Origin of the sequence: Neobacillus vireti (genome assembly GCF_036962465.1) — a bacterium.
GTDB lineage: Bacteria > Bacillota > Bacilli > Bacillales > Cytobacillaceae > Neobacillus > Neobacillus vireti_B.
On record NZ_JBALNF010000064.1, the window covers coordinates 1 to 19,924 of the forward strand.

Annotated in this window: 18 protein-coding genes and 1 other annotated feature; of the genes, 4 read left to right on the plus strand and 14 right to left on the minus strand. The window is 40.6% G+C overall.

Features of this window, described 5'->3' with window-relative positions:
- Positions 1 to 598: 598 nt before the first annotated feature.
- The 3 genes from V7077_RS22935 to V7077_RS22945 form a co-directional block, all read right to left on the minus strand.
- The gene (locus V7077_RS22935; RefSeq protein ID WP_335506272.1) at positions 599 to 1,507 is read right to left on the minus strand and encodes a nuclease-related domain-containing protein; all 909 of its coding nucleotides are present in this window, start codon (positions 1,505 to 1,507) and stop codon (positions 599 to 601) included.
- A gap of 242 nt (positions 1,508 to 1,749) precedes the next feature.
- A complete protein-coding gene (locus tag V7077_RS22940) occupies positions 1,750 to 2,469 on the minus strand; it encodes a pseudouridine synthase (RefSeq protein ID WP_335506274.1) in 720 nt (239 codons plus the stop codon).
- The gene (locus V7077_RS22945) at positions 2,459 to 4,087 is read right to left on the minus strand and encodes a putative polysaccharide biosynthesis protein (RefSeq protein WP_335506276.1); all 1,629 of its coding nucleotides are present in this window, start codon (positions 4,085 to 4,087) and stop codon (positions 2,459 to 2,461) included. The genes V7077_RS22940 and V7077_RS22945 overlap by 11 nt, the downstream gene beginning before the upstream one ends.
- 203 nt (positions 4,088 to 4,290) lie before the next feature.
- Here V7077_RS22945 and V7077_RS22950 point away from each other — a divergent pair, with 203 nt between their 5' ends.
- On the plus strand, positions 4,291 to 5,565 hold the full coding sequence (locus tag V7077_RS22950; protein WP_335506278.1) for an NAD(P)/FAD-dependent oxidoreductase: 1,275 nt from the start codon (positions 4,291 to 4,293) through the stop codon (positions 5,563 to 5,565).
- A gap of 7 nt (positions 5,566 to 5,572) precedes the next feature.
- Here the strand turns inward: V7077_RS22950 and V7077_RS22955 are convergent, their stop codons facing one another.
- The gene (locus tag V7077_RS22955) at positions 5,573 to 5,758 is read right to left on the minus strand and encodes a sporulation protein Cse60 (protein ID WP_335506280.1); all 186 of its coding nucleotides are present in this window, start codon (positions 5,756 to 5,758) and stop codon (positions 5,573 to 5,575) included.
- Positions 5,759 to 5,899: 141 nt separating this feature from the next.
- Here V7077_RS22955 and V7077_RS22960 point away from each other — a divergent pair, with 141 nt between their 5' ends.
- Positions 5,900 to 6,295, plus strand: a complete 396-nt coding sequence (locus V7077_RS22960) for a hypothetical protein (RefSeq protein ID WP_335506283.1) — start codon at positions 5,900 to 5,902, stop codon at positions 6,293 to 6,295.
- A gap of 74 nt (positions 6,296 to 6,369) precedes the next feature.
- Here the strand turns inward: V7077_RS22960 and V7077_RS22965 are convergent, their stop codons facing one another.
- The 8 genes from V7077_RS22965 to V7077_RS23000 form a co-directional block, all read right to left on the minus strand.
- Positions 6,370 to 6,684 (minus strand): rhodanese-like domain-containing protein, encoded by a 315-nt coding sequence (locus tag V7077_RS22965; RefSeq protein ID WP_215044220.1) that lies wholly within the window; start codon positions 6,682 to 6,684, stop codon positions 6,370 to 6,372.
- 63 nt (positions 6,685 to 6,747) lie between these two features.
- Positions 6,748 to 9,165, minus strand: coding sequence for a leucine--tRNA ligase (gene leuS, locus V7077_RS22970; protein WP_335506286.1), 2,418 nt, complete (start codon positions 9,163 to 9,165; stop codon positions 6,748 to 6,750).
- 42 nt (positions 9,166 to 9,207) lie between these two features.
- Positions 9,208 to 9,430 (minus strand) — a binding site (T-box leader).
- A gap of 157 nt (positions 9,431 to 9,587) precedes the next feature.
- Positions 9,588 to 11,381, minus strand: coding sequence for a carbon starvation protein CstA (gene cstA / locus V7077_RS22975; RefSeq protein ID WP_335506288.1), 1,794 nt, complete (start codon positions 11,379 to 11,381; stop codon positions 9,588 to 9,590).
- A 138-nt stretch (positions 11,382 to 11,519) separates the two neighbouring features.
- On the minus strand, positions 11,520 to 12,266 hold the full coding sequence (locus tag V7077_RS22980; protein ID WP_335506290.1) for a LytR/AlgR family response regulator transcription factor: 747 nt from the start codon (positions 12,264 to 12,266) through the stop codon (positions 11,520 to 11,522).
- A complete protein-coding gene (locus V7077_RS22985) occupies positions 12,241 to 14,019 on the minus strand; it encodes a sensor histidine kinase (RefSeq protein WP_335506368.1) in 1,779 nt (592 codons plus the stop codon). Before V7077_RS22985 ends, V7077_RS22980 begins: the two co-directional genes overlap by 26 nt.
- 122 nt (positions 14,020 to 14,141) lie before the next feature.
- The gene (locus tag V7077_RS22990; protein WP_335506291.1) at positions 14,142 to 15,326 is read right to left on the minus strand and encodes an MDR family MFS transporter; all 1,185 of its coding nucleotides are present in this window, start codon (positions 15,324 to 15,326) and stop codon (positions 14,142 to 14,144) included.
- Between the two features lie 439 nt (positions 15,327 to 15,765).
- A complete protein-coding gene (locus V7077_RS22995; RefSeq protein WP_335506293.1) occupies positions 15,766 to 15,945 on the minus strand; it encodes a glycogen biosynthesis protein GlgD in 180 nt (59 codons plus the stop codon).
- A gap of 15 nt (positions 15,946 to 15,960) precedes the next feature.
- Positions 15,961 to 16,224 (minus strand): YtzC family protein, encoded by a 264-nt coding sequence (locus V7077_RS23000; protein ID WP_335506295.1) that lies wholly within the window; start codon positions 16,222 to 16,224, stop codon positions 15,961 to 15,963.
- Between the two features lie 188 nt (positions 16,225 to 16,412).
- On the opposite strand from V7077_RS23000, the gene V7077_RS23005 reads away from it, so the two are divergent.
- Both V7077_RS23005 and V7077_RS23010 read left to right on the plus strand, forming a co-directional pair.
- On the plus strand, positions 16,413 to 17,372 hold the full coding sequence (locus V7077_RS23005; protein ID WP_335506296.1) for a TIGR01212 family radical SAM protein: 960 nt from the start codon (positions 16,413 to 16,415) through the stop codon (positions 17,370 to 17,372).
- 1 nt (position 17,373) lies between these two features.
- Positions 17,374 to 17,946 carry a class I SAM-dependent methyltransferase gene (locus V7077_RS23010; protein WP_335506298.1) on the plus strand — a complete coding sequence of 191 codons (573 nt, stop codon included), beginning with the start codon at positions 17,374 to 17,376 and terminating at the stop codon, positions 17,944 to 17,946.
- A gap of 20 nt (positions 17,947 to 17,966) precedes the next feature.
- Here the strand turns inward: V7077_RS23010 and V7077_RS23015 are convergent, their stop codons facing one another.
- Both V7077_RS23015 and V7077_RS23020 read right to left on the minus strand, forming a co-directional pair.
- Positions 17,967 to 19,049, minus strand: a complete 1,083-nt coding sequence (locus tag V7077_RS23015) for a tetraprenyl-beta-curcumene synthase family protein (protein ID WP_335506300.1) — start codon at positions 19,047 to 19,049, stop codon at positions 17,967 to 17,969.
- A 20-nt stretch (positions 19,050 to 19,069) separates the two neighbouring features.
- A complete protein-coding gene (locus V7077_RS23020) occupies positions 19,070 to 19,873 on the minus strand; it encodes an alpha/beta hydrolase (RefSeq protein WP_335506302.1) in 804 nt (267 codons plus the stop codon).
- Positions 19,874 to 19,924 lie beyond the last annotated feature (51 nt).

The window sequence follows — 19,924 nt, forward strand, 5'->3', positions numbered from 1 at the left end:
GTTGGATGATCTTCGGACACGGCAATACCAAAAAGATTTGGGGATGTCCGAAGTCGGATGATCTTCGGACACGGCAATTCCAAAAAGATTTGGGGATGTCCGAAGTCAGATGAACTTCGGACACGGCAATACCAAAAAGATGAAGTGGTGTCCGAAGTTGGATGAACTTCGGACACGGCAAGGCCAAAAAGATGAAGTGATGTCCGAAGTCAGATGAACTTCGGACACGGCAATTCCAATAAGATGAAGTGATGTCCGAAGTCGGATGAACTTCGGACACGGCAATACCAAAAAGATTTGGTGATGTCCGAAGTCGGATGATCTTCGGACACGGCATGGTCAAAAAAATGAGGTGGTGTCCGATGTTGGATGATCTTCGGACACGGCATGGTCAAAAAAATGAGGTGGTGTCCGATGTTGGATGAACTTCGACATAGGAACCCCAAAGAGATACGGCCGTGTCCGCAGTCGAGAGAACTTTGGACAAAGTAAAGCTAAAAAACCATGTTGGTGTCCGAAGCCAAGCGAATTTCCGACAAGAGCAATCCCAATAGTTTGACTTTATCCAAACAAATACCAATCTTCTTCAAAACAAAAATTATATATAATAGGAATCACTTGTTTTCCCAACCGCAGTAAAGTTTTTCTTTAGTACCCTGCAAAATGTCCTTTTGGATAAATCAACGTTGCACCATTCATAAATGTTTGTACTCGTAATCTTTCGCTCAGGAAATAGCAACTGGAATTCCCTCACATTCCGTAAAATTGCATCTTCAACCGTTTCATGACCGCCACACTTTCCGCAAACAAGGAGGTGATTGTGTAAAGTGACCAAAAAGGATCGACAAAATTTACAATACACTTCCTTCTTCAACTGCCCATATTGATAGTTTGGCACCTGTGTAAATGGGTTTTTAGTTTGATGTAAAGAAATTAATTGTTGGGCCAATTTTTTGTGACCATCATTCAATTTAGAAGAAGTATCATTTATACTTTTTAAAAACCGGTTAACCTGATTGGGAAGAATAATGGGATGGTCGACTTGCGCGTTGTATAAAGTGAATTCAGGGTTAATAAAAATGACGGTGGCTTCAACGAGGTAGTGAAGCTTGAGGTCGTGGAGCAGTTGGCGGAATTGCGATGCACATTTACTTAATTGGATAATTGGATTTTTATATTCTCGGCCGGACTTTACAGCGTAAAATCTGTCCTTTTCAAAGCAAAAGTCACCTTCAAAGTTTTTCACATCCAGCAGGCGAATGACTTCCTGTGAGACAAGCGTTGTATCAAGCTGAAAATAGGAGTTCTTTATTTTAAGCAACAAGTCATTGATAATGTATCTTTCTTCTTGAAGACCTTCTGTCATTCGGTCAAATTCCACCTCTCCCTCATAACCCTTTTCCAAGGTGAAATAATGAAACTTTTCCTCTTGTGTTAACTCCATCCGTGTGTTTAAAGATCGCATTTTCAATAATTCATCTGATTCTGTTCTGCTTTTAAGTATCATAGGCCACTTCCCTTCAACTATTCTAAGCCTATTTTATAAAAAAACAGGACAAATGAGTGTGAATATTCCGTTACATATTATTAAAAGAAATTTTTATAAGCTGCTTCACAAACAAGTGAGGTTTTATATAAAGAAGGTTTTTATATTCATAATAAAGAAAACTCGCCAATGGCGAGTTTTACTTTTTAAATATGACTGTCATTTCGGCACGTATTTTAGAAAGCACCTAAAAACGGAACCTGTTATTTCACTTGGTACTCCCGCAATAACTCCACTTCTTCGTCTGTTAATTCTCGATATTCTCCAAGTTCCAGGGTTTCATCTAAAGGGAGCGGCCCCATAGAAATTCGTTTCAAGTACACTACCTTTTTTCCAACGGCCTCAAACATTCTCTTAACTTGATGAAACTTACCTTCTGTAATGGTTAGCTCTATATCAGAACGAATACCTGATTTTACTATTTTCAATTCACCAGGCTTGGTTTCATACCCATCATCAAGAGTGACTCCTTTGGCAAAAGCCTTAACATCCTCTTCGGTTACTTCGCGGTCAATCACCGCAAAGTATGTTTTCGGGACATGCTTCTTTGGTGATAGTAATTTATGCGCTAATTGACCATCATTGGTAATCAGCAATAATCCTTCTGTATCCTTGTCCAATCTCCCAACCGGAAAAGGCTCATACACTTGATCCTCAAGCTCCAACAGGTCAATAACTGTCTCACTCGCACTATCTTCTGTCGCTGATAACACACCAGGAGGCTTGTTCATCATTAAATAAATAAATTCTTTGTATTCAATCACATCACCATTGAAGGTCACCGTTTGGCTTTTTTCATCAACATGTTGTTTCGGATCCTTTACGATCACATCATCGACTCTAACGGCACCGCTTTTTAATATCTGCTTGACTTCTTTTCGGCTGCCGTAGCCAAGGTTTGCTAACATCTTATCAATTCTCAACGCTTTGCCTCCTTTTTGGCAGCTTAAATTTCGTAAGGACACGCTCAATTCTGTCTCCGAATAACCGAGTTGCAAGTCCTGATTTCAATCCTAAATAAAAATAGATGGCAGCCCCTACAAATGCACTAATTAAGATCATTAAGACCGATTGCATCTTGGACGCCGGTGATAAAAATAACGTTAAAAACTTATACATCAGCTCTGTTCCCACCCACATACATCCAGCAAAAATCATAATCAATAAGCTTCTGCGCCAAACGAATCGATATTGATAGCGGGAGAAATATCTAATTACCACTAAATTAATGATAATCGAGGCCATGTATCCGATCGCTGTTGCTAGAACAGCTCCTCTTGTTTCAAACATTTTAACTAACGGAATGTTAAGTGTTAATTTGACCAAAAGTCCCACTAATAAGCTTAAAATTGTATACCGCTGTTCGTTAATTCCTTGCATGATCGCTGCTGTCACCGCATATAGAGAAAATAAAATGGCGACTGGCGCATAAGCACCTAAAACCTGTGTCCCAAGAGCATCATGCTCATAAAAAGCCGTATAAACAGGCTCTGCTAATAAAGATAACCCAATTGCCGCCGGCAGTGTTAAGAATAGTAACACTTGAAAGGTTTGATTTAATTGATTAGTTAAGTTCCTGCGATCATTCTCAACATATGCTTTCGTAATGCTTGGCACAAGTGTTAACGAAAAGGCGGTGGCTAGTGAAACAGGGATAATCACAATTTTATGTGATTCAAAGTTCAAGATCCCAAAAGCTGTATCGGCTAATTTCTTAGACGTTCCCATTTCTACTAAGGCCTTCGTAAGGGTAAACTGGTCGATGAGCTGGAATAATGGATTGGCAATCCCTACAAATACAAAGGGTGCTGCATAAATAAAGATTTCTTTATAAATTTCTTTTAGTGAAACATGAATGGTTCCCTTATCTTGCTCCAAAAGCTCATCTAAATGCGGCTTCCTTTTATACCAGTACCAAAATAGGACGGCTAAGCCTCCTATCGCTCCAACAAAAGCAGCAAATGTAGCAACACTTACAGCTGTTACCATTGAACCATTTAAAAATTTGAGAACCACATAAGCTCCAACAAGTGTGAAAAGAATCCGGACGATTTGTTCTACCACTTGTGATGCTGCAGACGGTCCCATCGATTGGTGCCCCTGAAAAAATCCTCTGATTAAACTCATGAACGGTACAAGGATTAAGGCAAAGCTGACTGCACGCATGACGGTTATAGCCGCATCCATTTCATTACCAGGATTACTCATTTCGGCTAATAAAGGGGCCGCCAGATACATAATTAAAAATGCAACAAATCCTGTAATCGACATAACCACTAAACCGGATTTAAACAATTTCCTGCCAACAGCATATTCTTCCAGTGCATTATACTTTGCAATAAACTTTGAAACAGCCAGTGGCACCCCAGCTGTTGCGATACTGATAAATATGGTGTAAGGGACGTATCCGTAGGAATAAAGCTGTGTCCCATGTTTTCCAACAATCTGATAAAACGGTATAACATAAATGAGTCCGATTACTTTAGAAAGTATGGTTCCTAACGTTAGGATAAACGTTCCTCTTAAAAGCTTTGACTGCATAAAATCCCTTCCTACCCGAAAGATACGTTCGTAAATTCACAAAGAATAATCGACGTTTTTTGCACACTATTAGTAGTTTACAACTTCTTTTCCTCCGATGCCACTCACAACCGAGTTAAATCACTTAAAAAATTGACTTTTTTCGTTTTAATTTCACAAGTTATGTTTATAATGAAATGAATAAATTAAAGTTGGTGGATAAAATGGATTACGATTGTATAGTCATTGGCGGCGGTCCCTCCGGATTAATGGCTGCTATAGCAGCGGGTGAAAAAGGGGCAAAGGTCCTCTTAATCGATAAAGGAGACAAATTAGGACGAAAGCTGGCAATTTCCGGAGGCGGACGCTGTAACGTCACCAACCGGCTGCCGGTCGAGGAGATTATTAAGCATCTGCCCGGCAACGGTAAATTCTTATTTAGTGCTTTTTCTATTTTTAGTAATGAAGATATTATTCGCTTTTTTGAAAGACTAGGAATTGAATTAAAAGAGGAAGATCATGGGCGGATGTTTCCTGTCAGCAATAAAGCTCAATCAGTGGTGGATGCCCTCTTAGAGCAGCTCGAGAAACTGCGTGTAAGAGTTTTTAAAAATAGCCCCGTTGCAGATGTTCTCTATGAAAATGGACATGTTTCCGCAGTGCGGTTAAAGGATGGCCAACAACTTTCGACTAAGTCAGTGGTTATTGCTGTAGGAGGAAAATCGGTCCCGCATACAGGGTCTACTGGCGACGGTTATGCCTGGGCTGAGAAAGCAGGGCATACGATCACAGAGTTGTTCCCAACTGAAGTCCCTGTTACCTCCAGTGAGCCCTTTATAAAAAACAAGTCATTGCAGGGATTATCCTTAAGGGACATTAATCTTAGTGTCTTGAATCCAAAAGGCAAACCCCTGATTTCACATCGGATGGATATGTTGTTTACCCATTTCGGAGTCAGCGGCCCGGCTGTTTTACGCTGTAGTCAATTTGTGGTTAAGGCAATGAAAAAGTGGAATCTAAAAGAAGTAGTGATGAGCCTTGATGCTCTTCCAGACCGAAAAGAGGAAGATATTTTTCAAGAGATTGTAAAACTCGTAAAAGGGGAACCCAAGAAGAGTATCAAAAATACCTTAAAGGGAATAGTCCCAGAGCGTTACCTTCTATTTCTCCTCGAAATGAATGATATTGATCCCTCCGAGCAAGGAGGAACGATTTCTAATGACAAGATCCGTGCGTTTGCGAAGAGCTGCAAACAATTTCAATTCAAAGTAAATGGCACACTGCCACTTGAAAAAGCATTTGTGACGGGCGGAGGAGTTAGCGTTAAGGAGATAGAGCCGCAAACTATGGCTTCTAAATTGATGGACGGTCTTTATTTTTGCGGAGAAATACTAGATATCCACGGATATACGGGGGGATATAATATTACATCTGCCTTAGTAACAGGCAGGCTTGCGGGAACCAATGCAGCACTATCTGCAAAAAATAATTGGGCGTGATGTACTATCACGCCCGATAGATAATCATAGCGGTAAAACAGTAAATCTGCTCCTCCTCTTCTTCTTCGGTCATGGCCGCCACATTATACTTGATATCAACAAGGCTTTGTTCCTCTATACCTTTTAAAAATCGATTCATCTCTTTTTCCAGATCTTTTTCATGCTCCCTGTCAAATAACTTTACTTGGATCATAAGTCTCCTTCCTCTCCTTTTTCTATAAGTATTCTCACTTTTTCAGAATTTTAAAAATAAATAGTTTTAAAAGTTAAGGTTTTTTTAAGGTTGGGCTTGTAAACTTATTTCTGAGATCAAATGTTGAAAGGAGGATCTTAGGTGGATAAAAAACAAAAGATTACTTGGGGAGTCAGCTTTGGAAGTTTGGCTTTAGCAGCGGGAATGGTCTCTTATCTCGGTTTATCTCATAGCGGAAGTACGAACAGCCAAATGGCATTTAATCAAGGGCAGCAGCCAAGTTCTAATACAAATCAAAATCAACAGCAAGGCGGACTCAATACGCAGCAAGACTCACAACAAGATCAGCAAACAGGACAAGATTTTAATAGTTCCTGGGGCGGAGACAGTCAATTAGATCAAAGTCAGCAAACTCCAGATGATAACAGCGGCCAAGGCTTTGATAGCAGCAATCAACAACAGGGTCAATTTTTTAATGGCAGCGGTCCAGGCTCCGGACATCACCATGGCTTTGATACAACCACAGGTGGAACTTAATTTGCTGATAGGGGAAACCTGCATGCGACCGAAACTAAAACAGCTAAAAAAAACCGATTCCAAAACGGAATCGGTTATTCTGTGTATTCAGTTTCTCCTGTCCAAGCCAGCATTCCGCCAATCATATTCCGGACTTTATACCCTTGTTCTTGAAGATAATAGCAAACATTTCCACTACGGTGACTTGAGCGGCAAATGAAAATATATTCCTTCTCTTTATCAAAATAGTCGAGGTTAGCGGGAATATCGCCCATACGAATATGTTTTGCCCCAGGTATCATCCCAAAAACAACTTCCTCATCTTCCCTAACATCTACAAGCTCTGGCTTTTCCCCTGCCTCAAGCTTCTTTTGCAACTCTTCTGGTGTAATCACGTTAATTTCTTCCATCCCATTCATCCCTTCAGAAAAACATCCTCCATTTTACAAGAGGATGTTCAATTTTGCTTCAGATTAATTCGCCACAATATTTACCAATTTACCTGGTACGGTAATTACTTTGCGAATGGTCTTTCCTTCAATTTGTTCCTTCACTCGATCATCATCCATAGCGATTCCTTCTAAAGCTTCTTTCGTAGCATCTGTTGGAACCTTTAACTTTGTTTTTACCTTGCCATTTACTTGAACCACAATCTCGATTTCATCATCGACTAATTTTGCTTCATCATATGCCGGCCATGCTTCATAGGAGATTGTACCGCTATGACCCAACTTTTCCCAAAGCTCTTCAGCAAGATGCGGACAAACAGGAGCAAGTAATTTTACAAAACCTTCGATATAAACCTTTGGAAGAACCGTTGCTTTATACGCTTCATTGATAAAGACCATCATTTGTGAAATAGCTGTATTAAATCTTAATCCTTCATAATCCTCCGTCACTTTTTTCACAGTCTGATGATAGGTTTTTTCAAGGGTGTTTGCCTCTTCATGTGACTGGATTTTCGGGCTTAATTCTCCGTTTTCTTCCACTAACAGACGCCAAATTCGATCTAAGAAGCGGCGGGAACCGTCTAAGCCATTGGTCGACCAAGCAATCGATGCATCAAGAGGTCCCATAAACATTTCGTATAAACGAAGGGTATCAGCACCATGGCTGTCAATAATGTCATCAGGGTTAACTACATTTCCTTTTGATTTACTCATCTTTTCATTGCCTTCACCTAAGATCATTCCTTGATTGAAAAGCTTTTGGAATGGTTCTTTAGTTGGCACTACACCAATGTCATATAAAAACTTATGCCAGAAACGTGCATATAGCAAATGAAGTACAGCATGCTCGGCACCGCCAATGTAAATATCAACTGGAAGCCAATGATTTAGTTTTTCCTGTGAAGCTAATTCTTGATCATTTTTTGGATCAATATAACGTAAATAGTACCAGCAGCTTCCTGCCCATTGTGGCATCGTATTTGTTTCGCGGCGGCCTTTTTTGCCAGTTTCCGGATCGACGACATTAACCCAATCCTCAATATTTGCAAGTGGTGACTCACCTGTTCCAGATGGTTTAATATCGGTTGTTTTTGGTAAAGTCAATGGCAGTTGATCTTCAGGAACGGCGGTCATGGTGCCATCTTCCCAATGGATAATTGGGATTGGCTCACCCCAATAACGCTGACGGCTGAATAACCAATCGCGCAAGCGGTAAGTAACCTTCTTGGTTCCAATTCCTTTTTCTTCAAGCCAGGCGATCATTTTTGAAATGGCTTCTTCTTTATTTAACCCATTTAAGAACTCAGAGTTGATATGCTCACCGTCACCAGTGTAGGCTTCGTTCTCCACATCTCCGCCTGCCACAACTGGCTTGATAGGCAGGTTGAAAACTTTAGCAAATTCATAGTCACGTTCATCATGAGCAGGTACCGCCATAATGGCACCCGTTCCATAACTAACTAATACATAGTCAGCAATCCAGATCGGCATTTTTTCACCATTAGAAGGATTTATGGCATACGCACCAGTAAATACTCCTGTTTTCTCTTTTGCCAAGTCTGTACGCTCTAAGTCGCTCTTCATTTTTACTTTTTCCATGTAAGCATCAACTGCAGCACGCTGTTCTTCTGTTGTGATTTTTTCAACAAAGGCATGCTCTGGTGCTAAAACTGCATATGTGGCACCAAATAAAGTATCTGGACGGGTAGTGAATACTGTAAAGGTTCCATCATGTCCATCAATTTGGAACGTTACTTCGGCCCCTTCAGAGCGGCCAATCCAGTTGCGCTGCATTTCCTTTAAGCTTTCAGGCCAGTCAAGCTCTTCAAGGTCTTCAAGCAACCGATCACCGTAAGCAGTAATTTTTAGCATCCATTGCTTCATCGGACGGCGTTCAACCGGATGTCCGCCGCGTTCACTCTTGCCGTCAATAACCTCTTCATTAGCTAAAACGGTTCCAAGTGCTGGACACCAGTTCACCGCTACTTCATCAATATAGGCAAGCCCTTTCTCCCAAAGCTTTAAGAAAATCCACTGTGTCCATTTATAATATTCTGGGTCGGTTGTATTGACTTCACGGTCCCAATCATAGGAAAAACCAAGTGCTTTAATTTGTCTTCGGAAGGTGTTAATATTCTTTTCCGTAAATTCGGCAGGATCGTTACCTGTGTCTAAAGCATATTGTTCTGCAGGTAATCCAAAGGCATCCCAGCCCATCGGGTGCAGTACATTATAGCCCTGCATCCGCTTTAAACGGGAAAGAATATCAGTTGCTGTATAACCTTCCGGGTGACCTACATGAAGTCCTGCACCGGATGGATATGGAAACATATCTAATGCATAGAATTTCCGTTTATCATATTCTTCGCTCGTTTTGAACGTTTTTTTGTCTTCCCATTGTTTTTGCCACTTTTTCTCGATTTGTTGATGGTTAAAGCTCATTTTGATTTTCCTCCTACTGCAAAATAAAAAACCCCTCATCCCAAAAGGGACGAGAGGATTGTATGTATCTTCCCGCGGTACCACCCACATTAGTGCCTGAACACTCGCTTCATTCAACCTTAACGCGGTAAACGGCAAACATTACTGTTCATTCATGCCTGCAACTCAAAGGCGAGTTCATGATGTACTCGGTTGACTTTCACCAGCCGTCAACTCTCTATTCTCTCGAGTAAAAATCACTACTACTCCTGATCACTGTTTTTTTAATATAAAGTATTACGGTTATTGTATTAAATTTTCTACCACTATGCAAGCAAACATTTGCCTAATTTCAGGATGGACAGGAGCCGGCCAGTTTAAACATTAATATTTCTACAAATATGGAAAAGAGCAGTTGACTGAAGAAGTCAACTGCCCTAGATTTAAGCAACCCTTGAACCAAATTGAAAACGAGGGGAATTCCACATGGTAGTCCATTTCTTAATAGCTGTTACCATAATAATGATACCAAGTACTAACATGATAATCGACAGGATCCCATTCAAAACACTGTATCCAGCAGCTGCCGGATTTAAGTAAACATTTTTGACCATCCAATAGCCTGCATAGTTAACAGTGACAAACAAATAAGCAAGAGGAATTAAACAAGTTAGCATGTACCAGCGTTTGTCAGCCACTTTTAGTATAACAGTGGCCCCAATGATAAGACCGATGGATGCCATTAATTGATTGGAAACACCGAATAACGCCCAAACAGAACCGATATCTCCAGAAAAGAGCAAATATCCCCATATAAAGCATGCGAGTGCACTTGCAAAAATAGATCCAGGTATCCAATCGGTTTTTTTCAATGGTTTATAAAACTCGCCAAAGAAATCTTGGATTAAATAACGGGCTACACGTGTTCCAGAATCAATCGCTGTTAAAATAAATACGGCTTCAAACATAATGACAAACTGGAAAAAGTAGGATGATAATTTAGCAAACCAAGGGATGGCAGTAAAAACATAAGTCATACCAACAGCTAATGTTACAGCCCCGCCCGTTCTTCCTTCCAGGTCCATTCCAATTTCCTGGGCCAGCTTTGGTAATTGGTCTACATGCATACCTAATGTCTTGTAAACCTCTGGAGTGGAATTAATGGCAAAATAATCAGCCGGCTGAAGAGCCGTTGCTGCGATTAATGCCATAATCCCAACCACACACTCTACTAACATCGCCCCAAATCCAACTACCTTAATATCGGACCAGCGATCAAGCATTTTCGGTGTAGTACCTGAACCCACAAAGGCATGGAAACCAGAAATAGCACCACAGGCAATCGTAATCGAGATAAATGGCCAGACTGGACCGGCAATTACCGGGCCTCCGCCTTGTGTAAACTTAGTGAATGCAGGCATTTGGATTGTAGGATTAATAATGAAAACTCCGATAATAAGTGCAATAAATACTCCAATTTTCATAAAGCTGCTTAAATAATCCCGTGGAGCGAGCAATAACCATACCGGTAAAGCGGCGGCAAAGAACGCATAAATGGGCAGAATAATAGCTAATGTTTTTGTATCTAACGTCAGCCAATTTCCTAAAACTGTATCTTGAATCATCGGACCAACAAAAACGCCAACCATAACTAGAATAAATCCTACGGTTGTGGTTAATTTTAAGTTACCAGTTTTCTTATAGAAAATCCCGACTCCCATTGCAATCGGAATCGTGATGCCTACTGAAAAAGTTCCCCATGGGTTGTTCTCAAGGGCGTGTAGTACGACCATGGAAAGCCCAGCCATGGTGATGGTAATGATGAATAGCATAGCAAGTCCAGTACAAAAACCTGCAACAGGACCTAATTCATCCTTGGCTACTTCAGATAATGATTTCCCTTTCTTCCGCATGGAAGCGTAAAGTACAACTGCGTCATGGACAGCACCACCGATTACCGCGCCAATTAACAGCCAAAGTAAACTTGGCAAATAACCAAATTGTGCAGCCAAGATTGGCCCTACAAGCGGACCTGCTGCCGCAATCGCAGCAAAATGGTGGCCAAATGTCACCCATTTATTAGTTGGGACATAGTCCTTCCCATCATTAAATTCGTGAGCTGGTGTTGGCTTGGAATCGTCTAACTTTAAAACTTTTGCAGCCATGAAAGTTCCGTATAAACGGTAAGCAATCATTAATATACAAATAGAACCAATTACAACCGAAACCGCATTCATTTCTTTTTCCTCCCCCTAAATCAATAGCTTATTTTAATCTTATTAAATGAAAACGGTAACATACATTTTTCAAGATATTTTGCAGAAACCTAGGGTTAAAAAACAATAATTCTGAAATGAAATACAAAAAAACAGCTGTTAAAAACCAAGCAGCTGTTTCAGTTCCTTTGTATAGGTTCTGCTAACGGGAACCTTTTCTCCGGATTTCATAATTAAATTGTAGGTTGAATTAAACCATGGTTCTATCTCGAGAATGGCATCAATATTGACTAGATAAGCACGATGAACACGCATAATGGAAGGAAATTGCAGTTTTCGTTCAAAGGTTACTAATGGTTCATTGACTGATAACTTTTGTTTTTCCGTGGCAACGACTGTTTTACCATCCTGCGTGCCAATATAGACAATGTCATTAATATGGAGTAACACGATTTTTTCATCAATCGAAACCGCTAATTTTTCTGACCGATCATTTTGAATAGAATTCCACCTAGTTGAAAGCGGGATTTTTTGCTCTTTATTTCCAGCCAGCTTATACAGCTTATCAATGGTGAGCTGTATCCTTTTTTCATCAATTGGTTTTAACAGGTAATCAACTGCATTAAGTTCAAAAGCTTTAAGAGCATATTCATCATAGGCTGTAGCAAAAACAATCAATGGTGGATAGTCTAACTGATTTAATTTACTGGCTATTTCAATCCCACTTTCATCGGCGAGCTGGATATCCAGAAAAATCACATCAATATCCAGGTTTTTTAAATTTTCAAAGGCAACTTCAAGGCACTCAGCTTCTCCAGCGACCTCCACCTGCTTACTTCGTTTAAGCAAATAGGAAAGTTCATCTCTCGCAAGTGGTTCATCATCGACGATAAAGGCTTTTAACACTGTCTTCCCCCCATCTTTGCCCGGTTAATGGCAATTTAATCACAACCCTTGTCCCCTTTTCTAGGATACTATCAATCTGTAATGATGCCTCAGGCCCATAAATCTCTTCTATTCTTTTCTTAATATTCCATAAGGCAGTACCTGTACCATCTGCCGAATCAACGGTTTTATTTCCAAGTACAGCAAGTTTCTCTGGTGGAATCCCTTTTCCATCATCCTCCGTGACGAGGACCATTCTCCCCTCTTCCTGGTAGGCACTAACTCGAACAGTTCCCGTTTTGTTTTTTGAAAAGGCATAACGAATCGCATTTTCTACCAGTGGCTGCAATGTAAAGGGAGGTACTAATACCTCTCTAAATGGTGGAGCTATTTCCAAATTCACCTTATACTTGTCAGGGAATCTTGCCTGTTCAATGGACAAATAAGCCTCCACATGCTCGAGTTCTTTTTCAAGCGGTATCAGCATATGACGAGCGCCTTGGAGATTACTGCGAAAGAAGATACTTAACTGAATTAAAAGTTTTCTTGCTTGGTCTGAATCTTTTCGGATTAAACTTGAAATAGTATTAATTGCGTTAAATAAAAAATGAGGATGGACCTGGGCCTGCAGTGCTTTAATTTCAGCATCTTTTAATAACCGTCTTTGCTGCTCTAACTCTGCCATTTCGAGTTGGCCGGAGAATAATTTCCCTAAGCCTTCAGCCAGTTCCTGTTCTACACTATCGAGTTTGCTAGAATTAGTAAAATAAAGCTTCAAGGTTCCGACCGTCTTATCGTAAACCTTAAGCGGTAACACTATGGCAGCCTCTAATGGACATTTCGGGTTAAAACATTGAATTTCCTCGGCTGTTTTTGCAATAATGATTCTTCCTTGGTCTAGCACCTTTTTAGTTAATTCAGTGGCCATTGTTCCAGACGGTAGATGATGGTCTGCGCCAGCGCCAGTATGTGCTAAAACTTGCTGTTGATTTGTGATGGAGATGGCGTCTGCACCGGTCCATTTCAATATAATTTCAGCTGCCTTTGCGCACGAGTCCATATTTAAGCCCTGCCGAAAAAATGGCAGTGTTTGATTCGCAATATATAACGCTTTATGTGTTTGTAATGCCCGTGTTCGTTCCTGCTCTTGAAAAATATCCTGGATAATTAGTAAAAATAAAAGTGTTCCAAAACCATTAATCGCAATCATAGGAAAGGCAATTAGTTTTACAAGATTTAAGGCTTCATCAAACGGCTTTGCTAATAGGAGAATAATTCCCATCTGGAAACATTCCATCAAAATTCCCATTATAACCGCTTTCGTTGTAGAGCCGCTATCTTGTATCTTAAAGCGCTTACTTAAAAATCCTGTCACGACTCCCGCAGAAATAGTGGAAACCGCACATGCAACCGCGGTGAAACCACCGAGAGATAAGCGGTGCAATCCGGCAATTAAACCTACCCCTATTCCGATCATGGGTCCGCCAAGCAAACCGCCAATTACCACACCCATTATTCTTGTGTTAGCAATGGCACCATTCTGATCAACATCTGTCAGCCAATCTTGAGACGTAACGACTCCATGACCTATTTCTACACCCGTATAATTACTGATAATTCCAAAGGCACCAAAGATCGCTATGATGGTTAATTTCGCTGCCATTCCCCGCTCGTTATGGATAACCTGTCGAAACGATTTCATCCTAGATAATATAAATGCAACAATGATTAAAATACCAACTCGCTCAAGCATTAGAGGTATTAAAGCAAACATCCCATCCCCGCTTTCTTCCATTCTCAACAAAACTACTCTATAAATTTACTATATCAAAAAATAAAGAAGGAAAAACTAAAAATCAAAGAAACCCACAGTCATTTTGACTGTGGGTCATAAACTTATACCGGCTTAGCAGTAATTTTCTCTTTTAGTCTCAAACCGCGGTCATAAACGATGGTAGTTCCGACTGCGATTATGAACAACAAGATTAATACTGTAAATAAAGTGGACATATTATATTGGTCGACCAATATTCCGCCAAGCACTGGACCAATCATCCTTCCGCCTGTGGCCGTACTGTTCACGATTCCTTGATAATAACCTTCACGCCCTTTTGGGGCCAATGCAAAAGCAATGGTAGGAACTGCCGGCCAAATGAACATCTCACCGATTGTTAAAATAACCATAGCTGCTAAAAAGCCTGAAAAAGCGCTGGCCTGCCCTGCTACAATAAAGGAAATAATAAAGATTCCAATACCGATCAGGATCTGCCTCTTTAACGAAGAAGCAAGATATTTGAGAATCCCGTTTAAGAGCGGCTGCCCCAGCACGATAATCGCTCCGTTAATCGTCCATAATAAACTATATTGGGTTAGTGTGATATTCACTTCCTGTGTATAAGAAGCAATGGTTGTGGTCCATTGGCTGTAGGAAACCCAGCAAAGCAAATAGCCTGCACACAATATCATTAAAGCCTTAAAGTTCATTCTGCTAACTGCCGTTACATTTAATTCATTGTTTTCTTGAGGTGCAGCATCTGTAGAAATTCCTTTGTATCCAAAGACCGCAATCAATAAAAAGATGACATACATAACTGTATTTGCAAGAAAAATGAGTTGAAAGGAATAGTCAGCGACAATCCCGCCAAGTGATGCTCCAATTGCAACGCCAACATTTTGGGCAACATAAAGAGCATTGAAGGATTTCCGGCCTCCCTCTTTCCAAACGGAACCAGCCATCGCATACATGGACGGAAAAATAATTCCTGTTCCAAAGCCCACAATCGTTAAGAAAACAACGTATTCGGGCCAGTTATGCCAGATGGATAACCCTACAAGAGCTACTAAGGAGATCATAATCCCCAGAATAATAGATTTATAGCCTCCTATTTTATCAAATAAATGACCACCATAAAGGTTCCCAATTACATTTGCTCCAGAATTAAGCATTAGAACAATCCCGGCAACAGATAAAGACTTACCTAAGTGATCGTGAATATAGATGGTATTTAACGGCCATAAAAAAGAAGAGCCAATTACATTTACTGCCATTCCGATTATCAACAGCCATAAGGCACGTGGCATGAAAAACGCTCCTTTACGATAAACATTTCATTAACCAAAGATAAATTGTATTCCATTCCCAAGCCGGGTGCAATCCTTTTCGTTCTGCTCTTTTTTTAATTAAATATTCTGCTTAATCTGATGCCTTTCGAAGCGACATTTTAGGGTGATTTATCTCGCGGTTGGAGATGAATCTAGGCTTCGACAGATAAGAGACGATTATAACCCCCAGGCGATCTCTTCCCTCTGCTTCGACAGATAAGAGTCGGTCATAACCCCTATAGGCGATCTCTTCCCTCTGCTTCGACAGATAAGAGACGGTTATAACTCCTGAAGCCGGTTGCTTCCCTTTGCTTCGACAGATAAGAGCCAGTCATAATCCCCGAAGCTAAGATACTCAAATGTTACAACAGATAAACACAAAAAGATCCCTCCACAAAGTGAGAGATCCTTTCATTTTTTATGAAGATTGTCCTGGTTCTTGATGCATTTTGGACTTAACCGGTTGTCCGCCGGTGTCCTCGTATTTCTTTTTTGCCTCTTTTATTAAGTCACGATCCTGGCCGAGTTCAAGGTCTTGATTATTGATACCATTACGGGTTTTTTGTTCGGGATTTTTCTTCTTAGAACGTTTCTTCAAGAAATTCTCCTCCTCTTAACGTGTCTCAATAATCATAGAATTCTGAAGCTGCTGAATTTGAAGTCTCATTCGATGGAGTTGTTCCCGCTGCTGCGAGTTAGCACTATGGGCCATCGTACAAATATCTTGATAGGTTTGCTCAAGCTGTTGCAGCGCTGTCGTATAATCATCATTATTATAATGCTCTTGAAGGCTGCTGTGCTTATATTGCTCTTGAGCATAACGTAGTGTGTCCTCAACTTGTTGCATTAGATTATCCATTGAGTCGCGAGTAGCCATCTAAGAACCCCCCTAATTGTTTGAAGCGCACGCTTCATTTCTTATTTTGTTCTCCATTCCCTATCCTATAACTCAAGACAGGTGGATAATTATTACCAACCTACTTATAGCAATGGTAATTGGATAAAGACCTACTTCATGATAAAATGAAGGGTATGCAATCTTTATTTTACAAAGGAGGTTTTTGAGTGCTTCAGACAAAACCTTTTCTATATGCAACCGACGATAAACGATATCACACTTGGAATTACCACCTTAGGAATCATTTTGGCCATAAGGTGTTTAAAGTGGCCCTAGACGGTGGTTTTGACTGTCCAAACCGCGACGGTACGGTCGCTCATGGAGGCTGTACGTTTTGCAGCGCAGCAGGTTCCGGGGATTTTGCCGGTAATCGGGTCGAGCCATTAGAAACACAATTTAACCAAATCAAACAAAAAATGCATACTAAGTGGAAAGACGGCAAGTATATGGCCTATTTCCAGGCATTTACAAATACACACGCCCCTGTTGAAATACTTAGGGAAAAATATGAAACCGTGTTGAACCAAGAGGGGGTCGTTGGCATATCCATTGCAACCCGCCCAGATTGCTTGCCAGATGATGTGATTGAATATTTAGCTGAATTAAATCAGCGTACGTATTTGTGGGTAGAGCTCGGCCTCCAGACAGTCCATGAACGAACGGCTATGCTGATTAATCGTGCCCATGATTTCCAATCTTACATCGATGGCGTCAATAAATTACGGAAACATGGGATTCGGATTTGCTCCCACATCATTAACGGACTACCGCTTGAATCCTATGACATGATGATGGAAACAGCTCGTGAGGTAGCCAAATTAGATGTGCAAGGGATTAAAATTCATTTGCTGCATTTATTAAAAGGCACCCCAATGGTTAAACAATATGAAAAGGGAATGCTTGAATTTCTCACCAAAGAGGATTATATAACTTTAGTATGTGACCAATTGGAAATTTTACCGCCGGAAATGATTGTTCATCGAATAACAGGTGACGGTCCGATTGATTTAATGGTTGGACCAATGTGGAGTGTTAATAAATGGGAGGTATTGAATTCCATTGATGCAGAATTAAAGAAAAGAAACAGCTGGCAAGGTAAATTTTTCAAGAGAGCGCGGGAGAATTGATATGAAAATGGAACGCATTCTTCCCTTTGCCAAAAGTTTACTTAAAAAGGCTGTAAAGTCCGGGGATATGGTAGTGGATGCCACTTTGGGGAATGGACATGATACGGTATTTTTGGCAGAATTAGTTGGAGAAGACGGACAAGTTTTTGGGTTTGATGTCCAGCAAGAAGCTATTGACGCTACGAAGGAACGCTTAATTGGACATAACCTGATAGACAGGGTCACCTTTTTTCACGAAGGCCACGAACAAATTTCCGCAAAAATTCCTAAGGATGTTCAGGGAAAAATAACTGGGGCAATATTTAATCTCGGGTATTTGCCTGGCGGCGACAAAAATATTGTAACTCGTGCTGAAACAACCATTTCGGCAATTGAACAATTATTGGCAATAATGGCTTCAGAGGGCACCATTGTTCTTGTTATTTACCATGGTCATGAACAAGGTGCTGTTGAACGGGACCAGCTAATGAAATATTGTCAAGGACTGGATCAAAAAACGGCCCATGTTCTTCAATATCAGTTTATTAATCAACAAAATAACCCGCCTTTTATAATAGCAATTGAAAAGAAATAAACCAGGCACTACGCCTGGTTTTATTTTGTCATCGACCTTGTTACAAAAGCAGGGACTGTTTTTTGCAAGGATCGGTAAGCAAGTCCATTGTAGTAAAAGAAATAACTAATCCATCCACCAGATTTTATTATCCCTCTTGCCAATTTACGGACATTTTTTTGTTTACGAACCTTGGCATCTGATAAATAAATTCCCAACAAACCTCGATTAATGAGTTGATGAAATCTTTTATGGGGCAGGAATTCTGTATGGCGGTCCGCCTCAATCACGAAATGCTTTAACCGTTTAAAAAGAGTCTCTTCACTATTATAATAAGCGCAGAAATTTAGATCTCCGCCAATCAAGTCTTCCTCTTGATCAATAAAGTAATCTAAAAGTATATGTAAGCCCTGAATATAAGGAAAGTAACCTTTGCGGATATTTATCGCATCTTCTACATTAAAATCCTCGCGCATCGCATATGAGACTAAACAAAAAATCCCTAACGTTGAACCAGAACAGGCCGAGAATTCATACCATTCCATTTCGGGAAGATTGTCCTGGTAACGATTAAACCATTTTTTCAAGCGTGGTACCCGCTCTTCCTTGACCACATGTTTGTGGATTTGCAAATCACAATAATATTGGCATAGTTCTAAAAGATACTCTTTGATTAGATCATAGTTGTCTAACTCCCTTAAAACCGTACGGCATGTTTCAGATAAATCATGTAAATATCCATTGTCATCCTGGTCATCTCGAAGCCGATAATAGTTTTTCTCTTCTGCCTGCAGTACAAGGGCATCTGACATAGACTCATGGAGGGCTGCAAAATCGGCAGGATCCAGTGAGGTACTCCGATCACATAGATTATCTAAGTAATCACTGATCGTTTGATAAGCTACAATGAATTTTACTGCTTTTTGATAGTCTTCCTTGGCTGTAAGAGCAAGTATGCCCCCGCCTTCACAATGGAAGGTTTTTTGGTCAATACTCGCAAGAGCCTGATTTCTTAATTCTTGGTTAGGAATATTTTCAGCCCGGCTTTTCCAATAAGCCAATTCTTGATGGACAGCAGGAATAATTTTGCGATAGACCCTAGACATAAGGGTGATTGGCATCATGGAGAAAACATCTACCTTTCTTAAACAATATAACCAATTGCTTTTAATTGACTAAAAACAAAATCCTTCGCGTATTCAAATACCTCTTCCCGTTCCGGTTCATTAAAGATTTCATGGTAGCACTTCGGCCACTCCTTAAACCTTTTCTCTGATAACGGTACATGGTTAAACCATTCCTTCACGGTGGCTTTATTAACAATTTTATCATCCCCGCCCTGCATGACAAGCATTGGGAGATCTTGTGTATCTGCCAAATTCTCGAATGCTTCTTTTATCGCTCCAACAAGTTCACGATACCAGCGAATCGAAACCTTTGTCACGTAAAGAGTATCATTCGCATCTGCTTCCCGGACATCTTCGTTTCTCGTGGCCATCTGCACCGACAAGCCTGAATTCATTCGAAGAGATGGATAAACAACGTTTATTACATGCGATAGGGCATTTAAAAATTTAGATGGTGCTTGAACCAGTCCCAGACATGGAGAAGAAAGAATCACACCTGCAACGTTCAGTTGTTCTTCCTGCAATAAACGGATCGAAATCAATCCGCCCATACTGTGGCCTAATAGAAACACGGGAAGGTTATATTGATAGGCCGCTTGCACCCAGTCCTTTACCTCCATAATGTATTCGTCAAAGGAATCGATATGGCCGCGGCGGGACCTTGTTGTCATCCCTTGCCCCGGAAGGTCGCCCATAATGATATGAAAACCGGCTAAACGCCACATTTCAATCAGCCAGCCGTATCTCCCATGGTGCTCCATTGCACCATGCACCATTACAATTACTGCTTTTGCCTCCCCTTCAGCTTCCCATTTCCACATTTTTCGTCCCCCTAGAAAAAGATATGCTTTTTGCCCAAAACTTTGCAAGTT

Excerpts from the sequence above, each read along its gene's own strand:
- V7077_RS22935 (WP_335506272.1), bottom strand. The coding sequence starts at position 1,507 with ATGATACTTAAAAGCAGAACAGAATCAGATGAATTATTGAAAATGCGA.
- V7077_RS22945 (WP_335506276.1), bottom strand. The coding sequence starts at position 4,087 with ATGCAGTCAAAGCTTTTAAGAGGAACGTTTATCCTAACGTTAGGAACC.
- V7077_RS22950 (WP_335506278.1), top strand. The coding sequence starts at position 4,291 with ATGGATTACGATTGTATAGTCATTGGCGGCGGTCCCTCCGGATTAATG.
- V7077_RS22955 (WP_335506280.1), bottom strand. The coding sequence starts at position 5,758 with ATGATCCAAGTAAAGTTATTTGACAGGGAGCATGAAAAAGATCTGGAA.
- V7077_RS22965 (WP_215044220.1), bottom strand. The coding sequence starts at position 6,684 with ATGGAAGAAATTAACGTGATTACACCAGAAGAGTTGCAAAAGAAGCTT.
- leuS (WP_335506286.1), bottom strand. The coding sequence starts at position 9,165 with ATGAGCTTTAACCATCAACAAATCGAGAAAAAGTGGCAAAAACAATGG.
- cstA (WP_335506288.1), bottom strand. The coding sequence starts at position 11,381 with ATGAATGCGGTTTCGGTTGTAATTGGTTCTATTTGTATATTAATGATT.
- V7077_RS22985 (WP_335506368.1), bottom strand. The coding sequence starts at position 14,019 with ATGTTTGCTTTAATACCTCTAATGCTTGAGCGAGTTGGTATTTTAATC.
- V7077_RS22990 (WP_335506291.1), bottom strand. The coding sequence starts at position 15,326 with ATGCCACGTGCCTTATGGCTGTTGATAATCGGAATGGCAGTAAATGTA.
- V7077_RS23000 (WP_335506295.1), bottom strand. The coding sequence starts at position 16,224 with ATGGCTACTCGCGACTCAATGGATAATCTAATGCAACAAGTTGAGGAC.
- V7077_RS23010 (WP_335506298.1), top strand. The coding sequence starts at position 17,374 with ATGAAAATGGAACGCATTCTTCCCTTTGCCAAAAGTTTACTTAAAAAG.
- V7077_RS23015 (WP_335506300.1), bottom strand. The coding sequence starts at position 19,049 with ATGATGCCAATCACCCTTATGTCTAGGGTCTATCGCAAAATTATTCCT.
- V7077_RS23020 (WP_335506302.1), bottom strand. The coding sequence starts at position 19,873 with ATGTGGAAATGGGAAGCTGAAGGGGAGGCAAAAGCAGTAATTGTAATG.